Source organism: Fodinibius sp. GM108, from assembly GCF_058386985.1.
On sequence record NZ_JBYEIR010000006.1, the window covers coordinates 143,972 to 164,017 of the forward strand.

The following is a 20,046-nucleotide window of genomic DNA, read 5'->3' on the forward strand; positions in this document are numbered from 1 at the left end:
AACCTATAGCCAATGATGTCTTTGATACCAGTGAATTGTTCGGGAGATCCCTTCGCCAAGAGAATATTCAGGGGTATAGCCGATTTCGCGCTGAGCTTTTTCATTGGAGCAAGTCCATTCTAGAATTAATTCTTTTGCTTTATCCTTGTTAAGAACGGGATAAACTCCGAAAAATGATGCAGCTTTTTCTACGGCCCCCGCAATCTTCTTTACAAATTGGGGTTTTACGTAAATGGGGATATTCTTTTTACCCAATATTTTCGTTGTAGTTCCGCGTATTTCGTTCCATGTATAAATTTTAGGACCTGATATAAAGTAAGTGTGAACACCCGGTGTTTTTTGATCGGCTGCTTTGAGTATTCCATTTACTACATCTCCTACATACACCATCGATATTTTGGGATGTTTACCATCCCCGATAATCGGACAAATGCGATTATTGACCATTCTGAAAAAGCTGTAGATCTGTTCTTCACGTGGTCCGTAGACGGCCGGTGGGCGTAATATCGTGATCGATGTTTCTTGATCGGCCAGATCATGAATTACATGCTCCATCTGCTTTTTGGATTTACCGTACATGCTAACAGGATGCATAGAAGCATCTTCGGTAACTGGTCCGTTTTGGCTGGGACCGACGGCAGCCAGTGATGAAAGCACAACGATTTTTGGCACTCCTGCCTGTTGAGCAATACGCAAAAGATTTTCCGTAGCCTCAACATTAGCCTGTTCCAGTTCTTCATACGTTGGAGCTTTAACGCGTCCGGCTATATGGAAGATTACATCCACATCCTGTACGGCTTTTTTAAGCACAGGCAGATCGTTGAGATCACCTTTTACACGTACAAAATCTTTGCCTTTCAGCCACTTTTCATTGTTCCGGATTAAACAGCGGACTTCTGAAAAGCTATTATTTTCAATTAGTTTGTCTGCCAGATGACTTCCAATAAAACCTGTCCCGCCGGTTACGAAGGCTTTCATCAAATTTTGTATATTTGGGGCCTGTTTGAAAAATCTCAAGTTTTACAAGCAGAAGATACAAATATGAATGATCGATTGGAAAATTTATGAGTGAGCTCCGGGTCGCAATTTTTACAGGAAATTATAACCATATTCAGGATGGGGTGTCGCTGACGCTCAACCGATTAGTGGCTTTTTTGCAGGAAAAAGATGTGCCCGTTATTGTCTTTGGACCCACCGTCGATGAACCTGAAATTGATCATGAGGGTGAATTTATTTCAGTGCCCTCTGTTCCTATGCCGGGACGTCCGGAATATCGTATTACTGTAGGATTTCCCGAAGCAGCTCAAAACAGGCTCCGTGAATTTGATCCTACCCTGATACACCTGGCTACGCCTGATGTATTGGGATTTCGTGCCATGCGATGGGGTCAGGCCAATGATATTCAGATTGTTGCCTCGTATCATACACATTTCACCAGTTATTTGAAGTATTACAACCTCGATATGTTAGAGGTTTTGGGATGGAAGTATTTGGGGTGGTTCTACAGTCAGTGTAAGCATATTTATGTACCATCTCCTTCTATGGCTAATGAGCTGAATGACGAAGGTATTACTGATGGAATCCGGATCTGGGCTCGCGGAGTCGATACGGATCAGTTTAGTCCCGATTATTGCGATATGGAATGGCGCCGGTCAATTGGATTTGATGATGAAGAAAAGATTGTGACGTTTGTATCGCGTTTGGTATGGGAGAAAAACCTGCAGACATTTGTTGACACCATAAAAAAGTTACAGCAGACTCACTCCAATATTAGAGCTATGATCGTGGGTGATGGACCTGCCAAGAAAGAGTTAGAGCATATGCTCCCGCAGGCTCATTTTACCGGTTTTGTCACGGGTGATGAATTGAGCAGGGCTTATGCCAGTAGTGATGTGTTTTTATTTCCCTCCGAAACCGAGACCTTTGGCAATGTAACACTGGAGGCAATGTCGAGCGGTCTTCCTTGTGTAGTTGCCGATGCCACCGGTAGTCGATCACTTGTTGAATCGGGCGTTAATGGATTTTTAGCTCCTCCCAGAGATACCGAAGCATTTGCAGAATGTGTGGCAAATATTACTGAAGATACGAATCTTGCCGATGCCATGAGTAAGGCGGCGCGACAAAAGGCGCTGGCTTATTCCTGGGAAAACGTCAACACTAAGTTGCTTGATAATTATCATGAAGCATTGGAAGAACCTCGACCCACCCTTAAATTTTAGCTTTTAAATATTTATAAGTGCGAATTCTCTACGTATCACATACTCATCCTCCTGAAGGTGAAATTCTGGAAAATGTGGGAGGCATGCAGCGCGTAAGCCAGCAACTTGTGCAGGAATTAAGACGCAAAGACTCAGTTGAAATTTTTACGGAGACAATAAATGTATCCGGTGAAGGGCGCATAGCAATAAGTACTCTTTGCTTTTTAGGAAACCAGTTATTTCGCCTGCCTCATACCATTCGCGAATACGAGGCTGATGTGGTTTTGTTTTCATCTATGGTAACTGCAAGTCTGGCCTATTTTATCAGGCATAAAGTATCTGTGCCGATGGTTACCATTAATCACGGACGCGATGTTACTTTGTCAGTGAAACCATATCAATGGTTTGTACCCAAAATATTTGCCAGTCTCGACGGCGTGATATCTGTTTCTCGAGCTACGCGTGAGGAATGCATTAAGCGGGAAATGGATCCCGAAAAGGGAGTAGCGTTGTCAAACGGTTTTGACTTCAAGAAGCTTAATAATTTTCCCGATAAACAAGAGTCGCGCAATCGTCTGCAGCAGAACTTTCGCATACCTTTGGAGAACAATTTTATGCTGCTTACCGTGGGAAGAAAAGTAGAACGCAAGGGACATGAATGGTTTATTCGTGAAGTATTTCCCAAAATAGATGAACGATGTGTATATGTTACAATTGGCGACGGACCTGAATTTGATAGTATTGAGGACGCCGCCGGAGAATCTGAAAAGGAAGAACATATTTTCTTGCTGGGTCGACAACCCGATGAAGTACTAAAGCAAGCGTATGCAGCTGCTGATCTTTTTATAATGCCTAATGTTCCTGTCAAAGGAGATATGGAAGGATTTGGTATTGTGTTGTTAGAAGCTAATATGGCCCGTACACCGGCAGTAGCAGCTGATTTGGAGGGGATAAAGGATGTAATAGCTCAAGGTAAAAATGGATTTCGCGTTCCTCCGCGTGATGACCACCAGTTTGCAGAGAAAGTTCATCAGATCCTTTCGGATAATTTGGAACATTTCTCTGAGCAAACCCGTAATTACGTAATGAAACAATTCAGCTGGAACCGGGTAGCCCAGCAGTATATAGATTTTTTGGAGAATGTTATCAATCAGTACACCCACAAATATTAGAAATAACTTTATCTAAGTCATAATTTGATTGATGCTTAATATGGAGGTATATTTGCAACGATGAGCACTTTTCAAAAGCCGAAAAAAAGACGAATGGCTGATTCTAAATCTGAAGTAACTACAAACGATATTTTTACGAAGGCTTACGATTTTACTAAAGCTGATGAAATAAAATCGCAGGGTCTTTATCCTTACTTTAAACCATTACAAGCCACTGACGGTACAACCGTTCAGATTGATGGCCGTGAAGTTATCATGGCCGGCTCTAATAATTATCTTGGTCTGACCAATGATCCACGAGTTGTTGAGGCTGCCAGAGATGTTCTAAAAGTATACGGTACAGGCTGTACAGGTTCACGGTATTTAAATGGAACCCTTGATTTGCACCTCGAGCTGGAAGAAAAACTGGCTGATTTTATGAATAAGGATTCCTGTGTGCTTTTTAGCACAGGATATCAGACAAATGAAGGAGCTATTCAGACTATTGCAGGACGAAAAGATATTATATTTTCCGACAAAGATAATCACGCCTGTATCGTAACGGGAACATTAGTCTCGAACGCAAAGACAATGCGTTTCCGTCATAATGATATGGAACAGCTGGAAATGCAGCTTGAACGTGCCGATCAAAGTGCGGGAAAGATTATTGTCAGTGATGGCGTATTTTCCATGTCGGGGACAATAGCCAAGGTGCCGAAGCTCGTGGAGCTGAAGGAACGTTTCGATGCCCGTCTTTATCTTGATGACGCACATGCTATTGGCGTAATAGGAGATGGAGGTCGAGGATCGGCTTCTACATTTGGATTGATGGATGATGTAGATCTGATTAGTGGAACATTTTCGAAATCATTTGCTTCACTGGGTGGCTTTTTGGTTGGTGATGAAGCGGTGATAGAATATATCCGACATAATTCCCCGGCACATATTTTTAGCGCTTCCATGCCGCCTGCAAATGTAGCAACAGTCTTAAAAGCACTTGAAATTCTGAAAGAAGAAACCTGGAGGCTGGAGCGTCTCGAAGAGATATCGAATTATATGCGAAATTCTCTGCGAAATATGGGTTTTAATGTCTGGAGCAGCCAGACTCCCATCATTCCAGTGGTTATCGGTGAAATGACCGATTGTTTCCAATTCTGGAAAGGTTTATTCGAAGCCGGTGTTTATGTGAATGCTGTTGTACCTCCGGGTGTACCGCGCGGTCAATCACTTGTACGCACCAGCTATATGGCTACACATACCGACGAACATTTGGATCGTATTCTCGAAGCCTTCCGCAAAGTGGGAATAGAACAGGGTATTATCGATCGAAATGGACATTCACTGATCGACGAAACAGAATAAATTTTGAAGACTTCTGCAGCTCGACGTATTAATGGTATTACGCTTGCAACATCCAAAAGCGAGCGTAAACAATTTATAGACTTTCCCTATAACCACTATTCTGGTGATGAGCACTGGATCGCTCCGCTTAAGATGGAGCAGAAAAAGCTTATTGATAAAGACAAAAATCCATTTTATGAGAATGGTGACATAGCACTTTTTTTGGCCGAACAAGATGGAGAAATTTGTGGTCGTATCGCTGCGATTCAAGATCGCCGGTACAATGAGCACCACAATAATAAAACAGGCTTTTTTGGCTTCTTTGAGTGTATAAATGACCAGTCGGTTGCAAATTTGCTTTTTAAAGCAGCCGGCGACTGGCTTCGGCAGCGGGGGCATACAGATGTTTTGGGCCCTGCCAATCCCAGTATGATGGATGAAATCGGGATATTAGTGGATGGCTTTGAATACGATCCCAGTATCATGATGCCCTATCATAAGCCTTATTATGACAAACTTCTGAAAGGTACAGGGCTTGCAAAAAAAATGGACCTGTACGCTTTTCGTGTAACCCAGTCTACGGTGAATCTTGAGCGGATGTATCGGGCAGAGGAAATTGTGCGGCGGCGGATTCCAAAGCTTAAGATACGAGAAGTTGATCTGAAAAATCTCGAGGAGGAGGTTGAGATTGTGCGTCATATCTTTAACAGTGCATGGTCGGAGAATTGGGGATTTATCCCTCTAACAAAAAAAGAGCTGGAAGATCTGGCCAAGGATCTGAAGCTTATTCTGGATCCCAAAGTTGCTCATATTGCCGAAGTTGAGGGAGAGCCGGTGGCATTTTCAATTGCTCTGCCCGATCTTAATCAGGCTTTAAAGCATATGGACGGCACATTGTTTCCCACCGGAATTTTTAAACTGCTCTGGCATAGGAGAAACATAGATCAAATTCGTACCGCACTCATGGGAGTTATACCTGAGTATCGTGGTAAAGGCATTGATGCGTTACTCCATAAAGAAGCTATTCTCAATGGCAGAGAAGTTGGTTACAATTCTTCAGAGCTGAGTTGGGTTCTTGAATCCAACAAAGGCATGATTCGAGTAGCCGAAAAATTAGGTGCGGAGATCGAAAAAACCTATCGGATGTATTGCAAGGATCTTTGAGCTGTTTTGAGGAATTCTTAACACATCAAAGAAAATTTAAAGCAATTCTAATATCTAATAAGTTTATGTTGAATATTTACCCTTTTGCCTTATAGTTCTTTGTGAATTCACTGGCTAACTCTTTTTATTCTGGAGTAAACGGATGATTTGAAGGTAAAACCAGCTTTCAAGGACGATTCTACTATCATATAAAATATACCCGAGGAAAGCTTTTTACATGAATGGCAATTCATTTAGGTAAAGGGATTACTCCGAAAATTCCTAAAAATTTCCTACCTTAGAGCACCTTACTGTCAAAGAATAAAAATAATTTTTGACTAAAATTATTAATCAATTATGAGCGAATACCGAATCGAAAAAGATTCAATGGGAGAAGTTAAAGTACCAAAAGATGCCTACTACGGCGCACAAACCCAGCGTGCAGTCGAAAATTTCCCAGTAAGTCATATCCGATTCAGCAGAGGTTTTATCGAAGCACTGGGCCTGATAAAGAAAAATGCCGCCCGCGTAAATGCTGAGCTTGGTGAATTGGACGCAGGTATTACGGATGCCATAGAGCTGGCTGCCAGCGAAGTAAGCGAAGGTAAGTTTGATGATGATTTCCCCATTGATATTTTTCAGACGGGTTCGGGTACATCCACAAATATGAACGCCAATGAAGTTATTGCAAAGCGGGCAAATGAGATTAAGGATGATGATGTGGAGACAACGATTCACCCCAATGATCATGTAAATTACGGACAGAGTTCAAACGATGTAATTCCCACCTCAATTCGTGTATCTGCTGTATTGGCTGTAAATAGAAACTTAATTCCCGCACTGGAACGGCTGCAAAAAGCTTTTATGGAGAAAGGTGATGAGTTTGCTGAAGTGGTAAAAACAGGACGAACGCACCTGATGGATGCTATGCCCGTGACGATCAAGCAAGAGTTTGACGGATACGCCCGTCAACTGGAGTTGGGGGTTAAGCGGTTGGAGTCGGCGCTGGAACGAATAACCGAGCTCCCACAGGGAGGAACGGCTGTAGGAACGGGGTTGAATACCAATCCCGAGTTTGGAGCTAAAATGGCCAAGGCTCTTTCGGAAGAAACAGGTTACGAGTTCAGAGAAGCGAAAAATCATTTTGAAGCACAAGCAACGGTGGATGCTCCCGTTGAATTAAGTAGCCAGCTTAAAACAATAGCTACCGGACTTATGAAGATTGGCAATGATCTGCGCTGGATGAATTCGGGTCCCAATAGCGGAATCGGAGAGATCAAGTTGGAAGCGCTTCAGCCGGGTTCTTCAATCATGCCGGGCAAGATAAACCCCGTAATCGAAGAGTCTGTCACGATGGTCTGTGCGCAGGTTATTGGCAACGATTCGGCCATCACTGTGGCGGGACAGTCGGGCAATTTTGAGCTTAATGTAATGTTACCAGTTGTGGCTCATAATCTGTTGGAGTCGATCAATATTCTTGGAAATGCAGCACTAAATCTCGCTAAGAAATCAGTTTCGCGATTAACGGTAAATAAAGAGCGGATTGCTGATATGGTGGGACGTAATCCCGTATTAGTAACAGCGCTGAATCCTCTGATTGGCTATGATAATGCTGCAAAAATAGCAAAGAAAGCATTTTCTGAGGGACGTCCCGTTAAAGAAGTAGCACGAGAAATGACCGATCTGAGCGACGAAGAACTTGACCAGGCACTGGATCCTATTAAGATGACAAAAGGCGGATTTATGGAATAATTTTAGAAATTGGAAGTTTGAAGATGGAGTTTGGAAAATATGAAATTGCAAACCTTCAGACATATAATTCTAATTTCTAACTTCTTTTTGTTTTGGCTGTTTTCTATGAAGCAAGAAAGAGTGCTTTATAGATAATTATTGAATTAATGAAGGAAATGTTATGGCACCTACTAAAACTAAGAAAAAGGATAGTAAGTCATCGGCTATTTCTGTGACCGGTGAAAAGAAGCAAGAAATTCTAGAAGATTATAAATTGGCTGTCAAAAGCCGAGAGGCCTCTTATATCGGGCGTAAAGAAACACTTACCGGAAAGGCTAAGTTTGGTATTTTCGGAGATGGCAAAGAGATACCACAGATTGCAATGGCAAAATATTTTAAAGATGGGGATTTCCGGGCCGGATACTATCGCGATCAAACCTTTATGATGGCAATTGGACAGGTGACCGTCCAGCAGTTTTTTGCCCAGCTTTATGCGCATGCCAATGTCGATGCTGAACCTCATTCCGGCGGTCGTCAGATGAATGCTCATTTTAGCACGCGTAGTCTGAACGATGATGGCAGCTGGAAAGATTTAACTGAGATGAAAAATACATCCGCCGATATTTCACCGACAGCAGGACAGATGTCGCGATTGCTGGGACTGGCACAGGCATCAAAAGTATATAGAAATCACGAAACGCTTCTCGATAAGGACAAGTTTCAGAAATTTTCTAATAACGGTAATGAAATTGGCTGGGGAACAATTGGTGATGCCAGTACTTCCGAAGGGGTTTTTTGGGAGACGGTAAATGCGGCCGGTGTTTTGCAGGTGCCGATGGTGCTTTCTGTTTGGGATGATGGATATGGAATTTCAGTCCCAAAAAAGTATCAGACTACAAAAGAAAGTATTTCCGAAGTTTTATCGGGATTTCAGCGAACCGAAGACAAGGAAGGGGTCGAAATTTTGACTGTGAAGGCGTGGGATTATCCGGCGCTGATGGAAACGTATGAAAAGGCAGAAACTGTAGCTCGTGAAGAACACGTGCCGGTTTTGGTGCATGTTAAAGAGGTAACTCAACCTCAGGGACATTCGACATCCGGATCGCACGAGCGATATAAATCTGAGGAACGGCTGCAGTGGGAGGAGGAGTATTGCTGTATTAATCAGATGAGAGAATGGCTACTTGAAGAAGATATTGCAACTGAAGAAGAGCTCAGGGAGATTGAAGAAGAAGCTAAAGATCAAACTAAAAAGGCTCAAAAAGAAGCCTGGAAAGCATATACAGATGAGTTGAAAACTGATATGAATACGGTCAGTGGGATACTTGATGAGCTGATTCAGGAGAGTGGTCGTTCCGACCAGCTGAAGGAGATTAAGAAGCAAATGAAGACTGCGCTGGTGCCGTTTCGCAAGCATACATTTTCAGGTGCCAGAAAAGCACTCCGAACAGTTAGGGATGAAGATTTACAGGCGAAAGAGAAGCTAAAAAATTGGCTTGAAGAAAATACAAAGGCTAACGAATGGCGGTATTCTAGTAATCTTTACAGCGAAACTGATGAGTCGCCTTTGAATATCGAAGAGGTGCCGCCTGCCTATCCTGATGAACCAAAAAGCGTGGATGGTCGTGTAGTACTGCGTGATAACTTTGACAAACTCTTTGAGAAATATCCAGAGATACTCGTTTTCGGTGAAGATACCGGCCAGCTTGGAGACGTGAATAAAGGTCTCGAAAATATGCAGGAAAAGTTCGGTGAGCTGCGAGTAAGCGATACTGGAATTAGGGAAGCGACAATTTTGGGCCAGGGGATTGGCATGGCTATGCGCGGGCTTCGTCCCATAGCGGAAATTCAGTATCTGGATTATCTTCTGTACTGCTTTCAGGGGCTAAGCGACGATCTGGCGACTGTTCGTTACCGAAGTATGGGCGGACAAAAAGCCCCGGTTATCGTCCGTACTCGCGGGCACAGACTCGAAGGTATCTGGCACACGGGATCGCCGATGGGAATGATTATCAACGGGATTCGCGGTGTGCATGTATGCGTGCCACGAAATTTGACAGATGCTGCCGGAATGTATAATACGCTGCTGCGCGGTGATGATCCCGCGCTGATTATTGAGCCTCTGAATGCTTATCGATTGAAAGAAGATCTGCCGAGCAACCTTGGTGAATTTACCGTACCCCTCGGAATTCCAAATGTCGTTTCCGAAGGCACCGATATTACTATTGTCTCATATGGTTCTACCTGTAATATTTGTGAATCAGTGCTGCCGGAGTTGGAAGATGTAGGTATTTCGGCAGAACTTATTGATGTTCGTACGTTACTGCCTTTTGATCGCAATCATGACATCGTGAAGTCACTTGAAAAGACCAATCGCATACTTTTTGTGGATGAAGATGTGCCTGGCGGTGCCTCTGCATTTATGATGAATAAGGTAATCCAGGAGCAGAAAGGGTATTATTACCTCGATTCTGAGCCGCAGTGCCTTACTGCAAAGGAGCACCGAGGAGCTTATGGCTCAGACGGTGACTACTTCTCCAAGCCTAATGAAGAGGATATTTTCGAGGCGGTATATGCACTGATGAGCGAAGCCAATCCGGCAAAGTATCCGCCGATTTATGAGTGATTTTTTCGTCGGGCGGCTGAAATTGGCCTTCCGGCGAATGGAAAGGATGCCTAAAGTGTAACCCTTCCCCTGACTCCTTCCCTACAGGCAGGGAAGGAAGATTCTTTTAAAGAGATTGAATCTATTATGAAGTTTTTCTCCCCACTTGTAGGGAAAAACTAAAGAGGCCCAACCTCATGGCGCGAGCGTCCGCTCGTGCCAATAAGCACCTTGTAGTTTGATGAGCGGAAGGAGAGGTTTAGTCTTCTCTACCCGCCCGACGGCAGAACCAGCCTCCGGACGGTTAGCATTCGTGCAATCCAACTAAAAATAATCACTCTATCGCTTCGATCACACGTCCCACAAACTCATTCATGGCTTCATAATCTGAAATCCATTATAGCAGTCGAGCTTGAGTACGAAGGTAGATCGAAATTTATTTCGATCACTGTATAAAATTCGAATCGAGATAAATCTCGATTTACGTAAGGGGGTTGAGCTATGTAAGTGCTCCAGAATTAGATTGTTGAAATTAAATCGATCTATGCTAGCAAATAATCCTTTTTGCAATAACTCCATTTCCAGTTATTAATTAGCCCGGCTTTGACCGGATTTAATAAGATATATCTGATTATATTTTTTCTTTCTTTATCATTTCTGATCAAATGATCATAACTTTCGTGTTGCAAAAATTGTCCCTTACGATTCAATAGCTTATTAGCCCGATAAGCAGTACCCCCTTTAATTAATTTCATAATATCTGTAACCGGATAAGAGTTATTTTGGGCAGGGTCTTTTTGCTCCAGCAATTTAAACAACAAATGCACATGATTTGACATGATACAGTAACAAATCAATATATATTTTAAATTATCAAATTCGTGAAGTCTTTCTGCTACAATCTTGGCAATATTATCCTCTTTAAGCCAGTGGTTGCTGGTAACTGACTTATCAAGCTGTTCATCAAATTTGGCAAAATGACGCTTACGATAATTAGCTATTGATAGTTTATCATCAGGATTGATTTTACTTAGCACCTGCTTCTTTTCTTGCTTCAGTTTAGCAACTACAGCCTTTGGGAGAGAGTCAACCAAGCGAAATGTTACAAAAAACTCTCCACATTCCGGTTGATAATGTGGCAAATTTCTTCTGTAATAACTACCCATAACAGTTGGATCCCAATCATTAAAATGTAGATCGAAGTTTATTGCGATCCCATCCAAGGACTAGAAATAAACATAGATCGAGATGAATCTCGATCTACATAGTAAGTCTCTTTAGAAGGGGAGATCCTTACAGAATTTTTTCAAAAAGTATATCAGGCACTCAAAGTGACTGGTATCTTGAATTAGGATTCGAAAGATTCCTGAATTGATTCAGATTTATGAATTCACTCTATCGCTTCGATCACACGTCCCACAAACTCATTCATGGCTTCATAATCTGAAATCCATCGGCCAACGATAACCAGATCATTTTCTTGGTCGATATAGACCATATTGATACCGGATCCAAGAAAAACATAAGCATCTTCGGGCGCACTGGGCAGACGCTCCTGATCATAATTCAAAAAGAAGTTCATATATCCGTAGCCGCTATTTGCTTCGGTGGGCGTACGAGCCATTTCAATCCAATCTTCCGAGATAATCTGTTCACCGTCCCAGTTACCATCCCGAAGAAATAAATAACCAAATTTTGCCTGGTCGTAAGCGCTGAGCCACATACCGCCGCCCCAGTGTCCGCCGCCGCTCACCGACTGCATCTTTATACCGTCGATATTTTCCCACGAGTTTTCATAGCCGTACCAGCGCCAGGTATTCGAGGCACCAATAGGATCCATTACATGCTTTCTAAGAGCGCTGGGAAGCGGTTCTCTCCACACCTTAAGTGCGGCCAGGGCAAGTAAATTTACGCGTACATCATTGTATTTCCACTCGGTTCCGGGCTCATTCCGCTCTCTATTAATGACTTCTTTTGTTAATTCTTTCTGTGGACGGTCAGCCCAGTCCGGTTTGCCGAAAAGTTCACCTTCCCAGTCACTGGTCTGGCGCAGCAGGTGATCCCATGTAATTTTAGAATTATGCTCAGAGTTAAAATGCTCGACCGGCGAATATTTTTGCACTTTATCATCGATACTCGCAATCATGCCTTTATCCCAGGCTACACCAACAATTGTTGAGAGAAAACTCTTAGTGACGCTGAATGTCATATCCACCCGGTGTGGTTTGCCCCATTCGGCCATGAGATAGCCATCTTTGATAATCATGCCCGTCATAGGACCGCGTTCTTTTACCGGACCAATGATGTTGTTGTATGGCTCATTAGTGCGGGTATTAAGGTGAAGGTTCAGGTCTTTGGGATTCGATGACTCGTTATCTTTTGCAAATTCCACCGCTGCCTCAATATCAGCTGCATTCATCCCAACTTCTTCCGGGGATTTCTGCTCCCAGTCGAAACGGGTGGGAAAGTATGTATCCGAAGTTTGAGCAAAGACCGTTGTAGTGAGTAAGAGAAATGCTAAGAGGAAGGTAGAGCGTTTAAAAAGATGCATTGGAAAAAAGGCTTTTAATTGATAACGTTTAAACGATGGTACAAAAGATTTGCTAAGAGTGAAATACCGATAAAAGGTTTTACAAATACTGATAAATAATAAAGGCTGAACGTAAGGAAATCTTGCTGATTCCGTCATGTCATCCTGAATTTATTTCAGGATCTATAGATGAAATTTGTTTTAATAGCTTTAAACTAAAACTAGCAATAGATGCTGAAGAGATCCTGAATTAAGTTCAGGACAGGAGTTCAGCATGACATGGTGGGGATTTTTAAGACTCTCTAAATGAATATTTCAGGGTTGATGTAAATGAGGTGTGGTCGACAATTGAAAATGACTTGCCCGAACTTAAGCAACAAATCCAATCAATATTAGATTCTAAACCGTAAGAAGACCGATGAAATCTATAATAGTATTTTATACTTCTGTACTGTTTTTCTTCCTGTCATTTAATGTTGCAGCTCAGCAAACAAATACTGATCAGATACAAACTGAGGATGGTTTTTTAACAATCCATCCCATTCAGCACGGTACGCTCGTGTTGAGCTGGGATGATCAGCAGGTATATGTAGATCCTACAGGTGGGGCTGAAGCTTTTGAGGATATAGACTCACCGGATCTGATCCTGATTACTCATGCTCATGGAGATCATATGGATGTTGAAACGCTACAAGCTTTGGATACAGAAGGAGCCGCTATGATCGTACCGCAGTCTGTGGCCGATGAATTACCGGATGAGTTTTCCGATCAGCTTGTTATTTTGGCAAACGGAGAAGAGGCGGAGTATTCGAATATTGCTATACGGGCGGTGCCAATGTACAATCTGCCTGATGATGAAACAGCTCGTCATTCCAAAGGCTGGGGCAACGGTTATGTTATGACTTTTGGCGGCAAAAATGTTTATGTCTCCGGCGATACCGAGGATATTCCCGAGATGCGGTCACTTGAAAACATTGATGTGGCATTTGTTTGTATGAATCTGCCTTACACGATGGATATCTACCAAGCCGCCAGTGCAGTGCTGGATTTTGAGCCTGCAGTTATGTATCCCTATCATCACCGGGGACAGGATATTGAGCGATTTAAAGAGATAGTGAACTGGGAGAATGAGAATATAGATGTGCGATTGAGAGACTGGTATCCCAATCGCTAATATCTATTACGGTTCTCGTTGCAACAAAAGCTGATCTTGCCCGTCGCGGACGCTGATATAGATATCAGGTAGGTTATCATCATTAAAATCAGCGATTTCCAGATCGGTTATGCGTGGAGTAAAATTATCGGGAATCCATGAACTGCTTTGATCCGAAAAAAATCCATCTCCATTGTTAACAAGTATGCGAATACCTCCATCATAATTTCCGACAACCAGATCCAAATCATCATCTCCATCAAGGTCTGCAAGTTCGGCGTCATATGTATTAGTGGTGATGGTTGGTAGTAAATCGGTGGTCTGATCCGAAAAAAAGCCTTGGCCGTCATTAATTAAAATCCGGTCTTGGGGATTGGCATTATTTTCAAAACCTGTATTGCCAAAATACAGATCGCGATCTCCATCTCCATCGATATCTGCAATATTTACATCGTATGTTTCTTCCAGCTCATTGATCAATGGTATACGATTTTCTGTCTGATCCGAAAAAAATCCCTGTCCTGTATTGATCCAGATACGATTAATGTTTTCGTTGCCGATGATGATATCACGGCGATTATCCCCATTAATATCAGCGAACTCGATATCGCGTGTAGGGTCTGAAATTTGTGGTAGTCGCTGGGTTGTTTGATTATTGAAGAAGGCGTTTCCACTGTTCATTAGCATCACATTTTGGCCGAGATTTCCTATCAGGATATCAGTCGATCCATCTCCGTCTACATCTGTTGCTGCTACTGATGTTGACGTACCTGACAGCGGAATACGGTTTGTAAGATCGGAAAAGGTGCCTCCACCATCGTTAATATATAATTCATTGGTTTCATTTTGATTGCCCACGAAAAAGAGATCCTGATTTCCATCATTATTTAAATCGGCAATTAATAGATCTCGAGAATCGTATTGCTGTGCAGGCAGACGCGAATTTGATTCATCCGAAAATTCACCGGACCCGTTGTTAATCAGCAGTTTATTGGACTGTAATTCTGATGCTACAGCAAGATCAAGATCACCATCATTGTCAATATCACCAGCTTTGGCCTTTGTAGAAGTGCCTGGTAGTTCGGGCAGATGTGAAGAGGTAGCGTTGCGGTAGATGGCGGTAGTATCGGGATCAGTGCCGTTGCCTCCGTTATCGGGAGCGTTCAAGTTTAAGCCGCACGAAGTTGCAAATATCCCGATAATAATTATTATAAATATGAGTGATCGGTGCATCATACTCTCTTCCTTTAATTTCTCATCTATAAATTAGACAAAAAAATAATACGATGTATAAAAGAAACGAGCAGAGTGGTTGTCAGAATTCCGGAGGAAAATTAGAGAACAAGAAGATCAACTATGATGAATGCCCAGACGATTGGCAGATATCCAAATGAAGCAAACATCAATTTTTTCGCCGATGATTTGTCTCGATCTTTTAAAAAGATTAGCCCGTAGTAAAGAAAGACTACGCTGCTGATAAGGGTACCTGTCAGGTACAGCCAGCTATTCATGCCGATATAATATAGGCCATAGCAGACCGGAAGCAGTGTAACAAGACAAGAGATCATCCAGCCGGCAGCTTTTAAGCCTTGGGGGTCATCCTTTGGAAGCATTTTAAATCCTGCATTGGAGTAATCATCTTTGCAAACCCATGCGATAGCCATCACGTGTGGAATTTGCCAAAGAAAGACAATCCCGAAGAGCAGCCACATGCCTGTACTCCCCAGATGTCCCGTTGCAGCGGCCCAGCCACCAACAGGGGGCAATGCTCCGGGGATGGCTCCGATGAAGACGTTAGCGTACGATACGCGCTTCATGGGGGTATATATCCCCAGGTAAATAAGAGTGGTAAGCAGTGAAACAACAGCTGCAACAAAATTAACAGCAAAAAGCAGGTAAAAAAGTCCGCCGAAGATTAATCCCAGTGAAAAGAGGCTGCTTTTACGAGGACTTATTTTACTGGATGGGACAGGTCTTTTTTTTGTTCTTTTCATTCTTCCATCAAAACGCCATTCCATAAACTGATTGTGAGCAGCGGTGCCCGATGCAATCAGCCATGTTCCCAATGTGGCGTGAGCAAGGGTAACAAAATTAATTTGACTCCCGGATCCCAAGACAAAACCTATAACCATACTAGCCAATACCGTTAATGTAATTCCGGGTTTGGTTAATTCATAGTACGCCGAAATTTTATCGGTATTGATGAATTTTGAGAGGGAGAGTACGGTGCTTAACTTCATGTCGGCTTGTCTTTAATAAGGGGGTCTAAAATACATATTTCTTATTAAAATTGTTACCCTGCGTTAAAGAATCTAAAAGATATTTTGTAGTAATTTTTACAGTTAGTATTATCCACTCACCCCATTTTTAGCATTTTTTATCTTACGTAAGAATGAAACTTAACACCTATCAAAAGATTGCACTTACTACGGTAGGAGCAACCATATTTTTAATTTTTGTCGGCGGACTTGTGCGTGCCTCAGGCGCTGGTCTGGGATGTCCTGACTGGCCAAAATGTTTTGGATCATGGATACCACCCACATCAGTAGCAGATTTGCCTGCCCAATTTGATGCCTCTCAATTTAATGTCTTTAAAACGTGGACCGAATATATTAACCGTCTGATTGGTGTGATTATTGGTTTATTAATTACCGCTACTTTTGTTTTATCTTTTCGATATCGCAAAAGCGAGCCTGCCGTATTTTACAGTTCGGCGACGGCCTTTGTGTTGGTTTTGATACAGGGCTGGCTTGGGGGACAGGTTGTTATGACCGGACTTGATGAATGGTTGATAACCCTTCATATGTTTTTGGCGATGGTGATCATGATGACACTCATTTATGCCGTTTTTAAAGCTTCTGCTCAGAACTTTTCTATAGAGATCAGTGATAAAGCATCCCGCTGGATTTTTTGGTCTGTCATTGTATTGATGGTTACTACATTTGTACAGCTTATTTTTGGGACACAAGTCAGAGAGGGGATTGATCTGCTTAAAAATATGGCAGTACCCCCGCCAAGAGAAACGTGGATTCAACGTGTAGGCCTAATAGATGAAATCCATCGAAGTTTCTCCTGGATTGTCTTTATTGTGGGTGCTGGTGTGGCTTATATTTGTCAGAGAACAGAATCTGAAAAGCTTAGTAAGTTGGGTGCAATTATTTTTGTAATGATTGTATTGCAAATATTGACAGGTGTCGGTTTATACTATTTAGGATTGCCGCCTGTATATCAAGTTGTGCATCTGGTAGGTGTTGCCCTTCTTATTGCTTTCGAATTTTTACTGTTTCTATTAGTGATGCATTCTCGTGAGCATCTTCCTAACCTTTGAACTAGTTAACTATTGAGGAAGGAAAAAGGAGAAGAAAGAAGTAGATAAAATAAAAAAGCCGGTCGAAATCTCGACCGGCTAATAACACGAAAAGGATTGTGGGTTAAAAACCAGGGATAACCTCTGACCGGAATAAGGTATCGATCAGTGTCAGACCAACTAAAAGTCCAAAAAACAGGAAGGAGAATACCAGTATCATACTGTTGAATTTTTCATCCCACCAAAGATTCATAAAGAACAGGGCTACAAGTGCAGCTTTAAAAATTGCAATTCCCATCGCGACAATAACATTCCATGGCTCAGGGATATGTAGATAAAAAACCGCAACAGTCAGTACTGTTAAGATAAATAGTGCTCCTGCTACACTGAGTAATGTTTTGCTTGAGGATATATGGTGTCCACTCATGAGCTGTAAATCGTTTTAGAGTTATCAATCAATTAGATAGAACAGTGGGAAAAGGAAAATCCAGATAATATCAACCAGGTGCCAGTAGAGACCTGTGATTTCAACGGGCGTATAATACTCGCTGTTGAAATGCCCTTTGAATGATCGCCACAGCAACCAGCCCATTAATCCCATTCCTATTACCACGTGAAAACCGTGCAGGCCTGTCATCAGGTAATAGAGGCTAAAAAATACATTTGCTTGTGGGTGATCGATACCTTCAAAGGAATAAAATTGTCCCGGAAATATCCCGAGATGAAATTTGTGAGTCCACTCAAAATACTTAATAACCATAAATGTGGCGGCCAGTGCTAGTGTAATGCCCAGATAAATGATAATATTTCTATTTTTATTAATCTGAGCCGATCTAATAGCCATGGCCACAGTCAGACTACTGCCAATAAGCACTAACGTGTTTACTGTCCCTAAAATAGTGTCAAGCTCTTCTGAAGCTAACGTAAATAGTTCGGGATACCACAATCGGTAGACGATATAGGCGGCAAATAATCCACCAAACATTAATATTTCGGTACCCAGAAAAATCCACATTCCCATTTTGGCAGCGTCGAACTGCTGATCAGCATCCACAAAATGATGCTGCAAAAACCTGGTTTCTGATGTGGATGAAGAATGATTTGCCATAATCAGTATTGTACTGTTTTAAAGTTAAACTGTTATTCAGCTTCGATTTTATCGCCTTCGGCATGTACATCAAAGTCGCTTTCCTCACCATGTCCGTCGCCGGAGCCTGCTAACCCAAGCTGGAATTCTTCCATGGGCTTGTGGTAGTCATACGGTCCGTTGATGATAACAGGTGTGTGATGGAAGTTGTGCAAGGGCGGTAGACTATTTACTTGCCATTCCATAGCGCGGCTGCCCCATGGGTTGGCTGTTGCTTTTTCTCCGGAAAAAATAGACTTCATCAGGTAGTAAAAGATTAACATAAAGCCTATTCCCAATATGTAAGAACCGATCGTTGATATTTGATGCATTCCCTGAAATTGCTCTATATAATTAAAATAGCGGCGGGGCATACCTTGGGAACCCATTACAAACTGTGGTAAAAAGGTAACATTAAAACCTATAAAGATGGTTAAACAGGCAATTTTAGCTAATGTCTCATTATACATTTTACCGGTAATTTTCGGCCACCAATAGTGTAAGCCGCCGAGGAATGCCATCACCATACCACCTACCATCACAAAGTGGAAGTGTGCGACTACGTAATAGGTATCGTGCAGGTGAACGTCAAGGGCGATAGTGCCAAGTACAATTCCTGTAAAACCACCGACAAGGAACAGGAAGAAGAATCCAAATATGTATAGTAGTGGAGATTTTAGATCGATCGAGCCTTTATAGAGGGTGGCAGTCCAGTTGAACATTTTAATGCCTGTTGGAATACCAACGAGGAATGTCAGGAATGAGAATACCATTGATGCCAGTGTCGCCTGTCCGGACACGAACATGTGATGTCCCCAGACGAGAAAGCCAATAAAGGCAATAGCCAGAGAAGAAAGGGCAATAGCCCAATAACCGAAAATGTGCTTTCTCGAGAAGGTTGTTATAATTTCGGAGACTACACCAAATCCCGGTACAATCATAATGTACACAGCCGGGTGGCTGTAAAACCAGAAAAAGTGCTGAAAGAGAACCGGGTCACCGCCCATAGCAGGATCGAATATTCCGACTCCCAGAATACGTTCCATTCCAACGAGTGCCAGTGTAATAGCAAGCACGGGCGTTGCTAAGATCTGAATAACGCTGGTTGCATACAATCCCCAGCAGAAGAGAGGCAATTTATCCCACGTGAGTCCTGGAGCTCGCAATTTATGAATGGTTGTAATAAAGTTAACGCCGGTAAGGATAGATGAAAATCCTATTACAAAAACTCCGAAAACCATAATGGTAACCCCTCCACCCGTAGTATTGGAATAGGGGGTATAAAAGGTCCATCCTGTATCGATACCACCACTGAGGATAGCGAAAATAGCAATGAAGGCTCCAGCCAGATACAGATAAAAGCTTAATAAGTTAAGCCTGGGAAATGCCACATCTTTGGCACCCAGTTGCAATGGTAGAATAAAGTTACCCAGTGCGGCCGGCACGGAGGGAATCAAGAACAGGAAAACCATGATTGCCCCATGCAGGGTAAAGAGCTGGTTATAGGTGTTTGCCTGAATAAAAGTTTTTGCGGGGGTCCACAGCTCGGTCCGAACCAGCAAAGCCATGATACCTCCGACAAAGAAAAAGAAGGTCAGGGCTGCCAGAAACATGATGCCGATCTTTTTGTGATCGACAGTTGTCATCCAAGCCCAAAGGCCTGTTTCTTCATTTAGATAATGTGTGTCAGGGTCATTATCGGGTTTAAACCGTTGTACCTGTATTTTTTTGAGTGGAGAACTTGCTTCTGCTGTATCCATG

General features: G+C 42.5%; 16 protein-coding genes and 1 pseudogene. 9 read left to right on the forward strand and 8 right to left on the reverse strand.

Features of this window, described 5'->3' with window-relative positions:
* Window positions 1-3 precede the first annotated feature (3 nt).
* On the reverse strand, window positions 4-978 hold the full coding sequence (locus ACT3ID_RS12510; RefSeq protein ID WP_491542383.1) for an NAD-dependent epimerase/dehydratase family protein: 975 nt from the start codon (window positions 976-978) through the stop codon (window positions 4-6).
* Window positions 979-1,064: 86 nt separating this feature from the next.
* On the opposite strand from ACT3ID_RS12510, the gene ACT3ID_RS12515 reads away from it, so the two are divergent.
* From ACT3ID_RS12515 to ACT3ID_RS12540, 6 genes are all read left to right on the forward strand, one after another.
* The gene (locus ACT3ID_RS12515; protein ID WP_491542384.1) at window positions 1,065-2,219 is read left to right on the forward strand and encodes a glycosyltransferase family 4 protein; all 1,155 of its coding nucleotides are present in this window, start codon (window positions 1,065-1,067) and stop codon (window positions 2,217-2,219) included.
* A 17-nt stretch (window positions 2,220-2,236) separates the two neighbouring features.
* Window positions 2,237-3,370 (forward strand): glycosyltransferase family 4 protein, encoded by a 1,134-nt coding sequence (locus tag ACT3ID_RS12520; protein WP_491542385.1) that lies wholly within the window; start codon window positions 2,237-2,239, stop codon window positions 3,368-3,370.
* 93 nt (window positions 3,371-3,463) lie between these two features.
* The gene (locus tag ACT3ID_RS12525) at window positions 3,464-4,711 is read left to right on the forward strand and encodes an aminotransferase class I/II-fold pyridoxal phosphate-dependent enzyme (protein WP_491542386.1); all 1,248 of its coding nucleotides are present in this window, start codon (window positions 3,464-3,466) and stop codon (window positions 4,709-4,711) included.
* A gap of 3 nt (window positions 4,712-4,714) precedes the next feature.
* Window positions 4,715-5,854, forward strand: coding sequence for a GNAT family N-acetyltransferase (locus ACT3ID_RS12530; protein WP_491542387.1), 1,140 nt, complete (start codon window positions 4,715-4,717; stop codon window positions 5,852-5,854).
* A 336-nt stretch (window positions 5,855-6,190) separates the two neighbouring features.
* Entirely contained in the window at window positions 6,191-7,585 is a 1,395-nt protein-coding gene (locus ACT3ID_RS12535) for a class II fumarate hydratase (RefSeq protein ID WP_491542388.1), read from the forward strand.
* 160 nt (window positions 7,586-7,745) lie between these two features.
* Entirely contained in the window at window positions 7,746-10,190 is a 2,445-nt protein-coding gene (locus tag ACT3ID_RS12540) for an alpha-ketoacid dehydrogenase subunit alpha/beta (RefSeq protein WP_491542389.1), read from the forward strand.
* A gap of 521 nt (window positions 10,191-10,711) precedes the next feature.
* Here the strand turns inward: ACT3ID_RS12540 and ACT3ID_RS12545 are convergent.
* The gene (locus ACT3ID_RS12545; protein WP_491542390.1) at window positions 10,712-11,335 is read right to left on the reverse strand and encodes a transposase; all 624 of its coding nucleotides are present in this window, start codon (window positions 11,333-11,335) and stop codon (window positions 10,712-10,714) included.
* A gap of 224 nt (window positions 11,336-11,559) precedes the next feature.
* Complete coding sequence (locus tag ACT3ID_RS12550; RefSeq protein WP_491542391.1) at window positions 11,560-12,720, reverse strand: serine hydrolase domain-containing protein; 1,161 nt, start codon at window positions 12,718-12,720, stop codon at window positions 11,560-11,562.
* A 299-nt stretch (window positions 12,721-13,019) separates the two neighbouring features.
* On the opposite strand from ACT3ID_RS12550, the pseudogene ACT3ID_RS12555 reads away from it, so the two are divergent.
* Window positions 13,020-13,109, forward strand: a pseudogene (locus tag ACT3ID_RS12555) (HepT-like ribonuclease domain-containing protein); the annotation flags it as partial.
* A gap of 8 nt (window positions 13,110-13,117) precedes the next feature.
* A complete protein-coding gene (locus ACT3ID_RS12560; RefSeq protein WP_491542392.1) occupies window positions 13,118-13,873 on the forward strand; it encodes an MBL fold metallo-hydrolase in 756 nt (251 codons plus the stop codon).
* Window positions 13,874-13,879: 6 nt separating this feature from the next.
* Here ACT3ID_RS12560 and ACT3ID_RS12565 read toward each other — a convergent pair whose 3' ends face one another.
* Window positions 13,880-15,088 (reverse strand): FG-GAP repeat domain-containing protein, encoded by a 1,209-nt coding sequence (locus ACT3ID_RS12565; RefSeq protein ID WP_491542393.1) that lies wholly within the window; start codon window positions 15,086-15,088, stop codon window positions 13,880-13,882.
* A gap of 98 nt (window positions 15,089-15,186) precedes the next feature.
* Window positions 15,187-16,092: a heme o synthase gene (gene cyoE, locus ACT3ID_RS12570; protein ID WP_491542394.1), complete on the reverse strand. Its 906-nt coding sequence runs from the start codon at window positions 16,090-16,092 to the stop codon at window positions 15,187-15,189.
* Between the two features lie 152 nt (window positions 16,093-16,244).
* Here cyoE and ACT3ID_RS12575 point away from each other — a divergent pair, with 152 nt between their 5' ends.
* Complete coding sequence (locus tag ACT3ID_RS12575) at window positions 16,245-17,180, forward strand: COX15/CtaA family protein (RefSeq protein ID WP_491542395.1); 936 nt, start codon at window positions 16,245-16,247, stop codon at window positions 17,178-17,180.
* 103 nt (window positions 17,181-17,283) lie between these two features.
* Here ACT3ID_RS12575 and ACT3ID_RS12580 read toward each other — a convergent pair whose 3' ends face one another.
* The 3 genes from ACT3ID_RS12580 to ctaD are packed head-to-tail and all read right to left on the reverse strand — an operon-like array spanning window position 17,284 to window position 20,045.
* The gene (locus ACT3ID_RS12580; RefSeq protein ID WP_491542396.1) at window positions 17,284-17,586 is read right to left on the reverse strand and encodes a cytochrome C oxidase subunit IV family protein; all 303 of its coding nucleotides are present in this window, start codon (window positions 17,584-17,586) and stop codon (window positions 17,284-17,286) included.
* A gap of 24 nt (window positions 17,587-17,610) precedes the next feature.
* Window positions 17,611-18,267, reverse strand: a complete 657-nt coding sequence (locus ACT3ID_RS12585; protein ID WP_491542397.1) for a cytochrome c oxidase subunit 3 family protein — start codon at window positions 18,265-18,267, stop codon at window positions 17,611-17,613.
* Window positions 18,268-18,299: 32 nt separating this feature from the next.
* Entirely contained in the window at window positions 18,300-20,045 is a 1,746-nt protein-coding gene (gene ctaD, locus ACT3ID_RS12590) for a cytochrome c oxidase subunit I (RefSeq protein WP_491542398.1), read from the reverse strand.
* Window position 20,046: the final 1 nt, after the last annotated feature.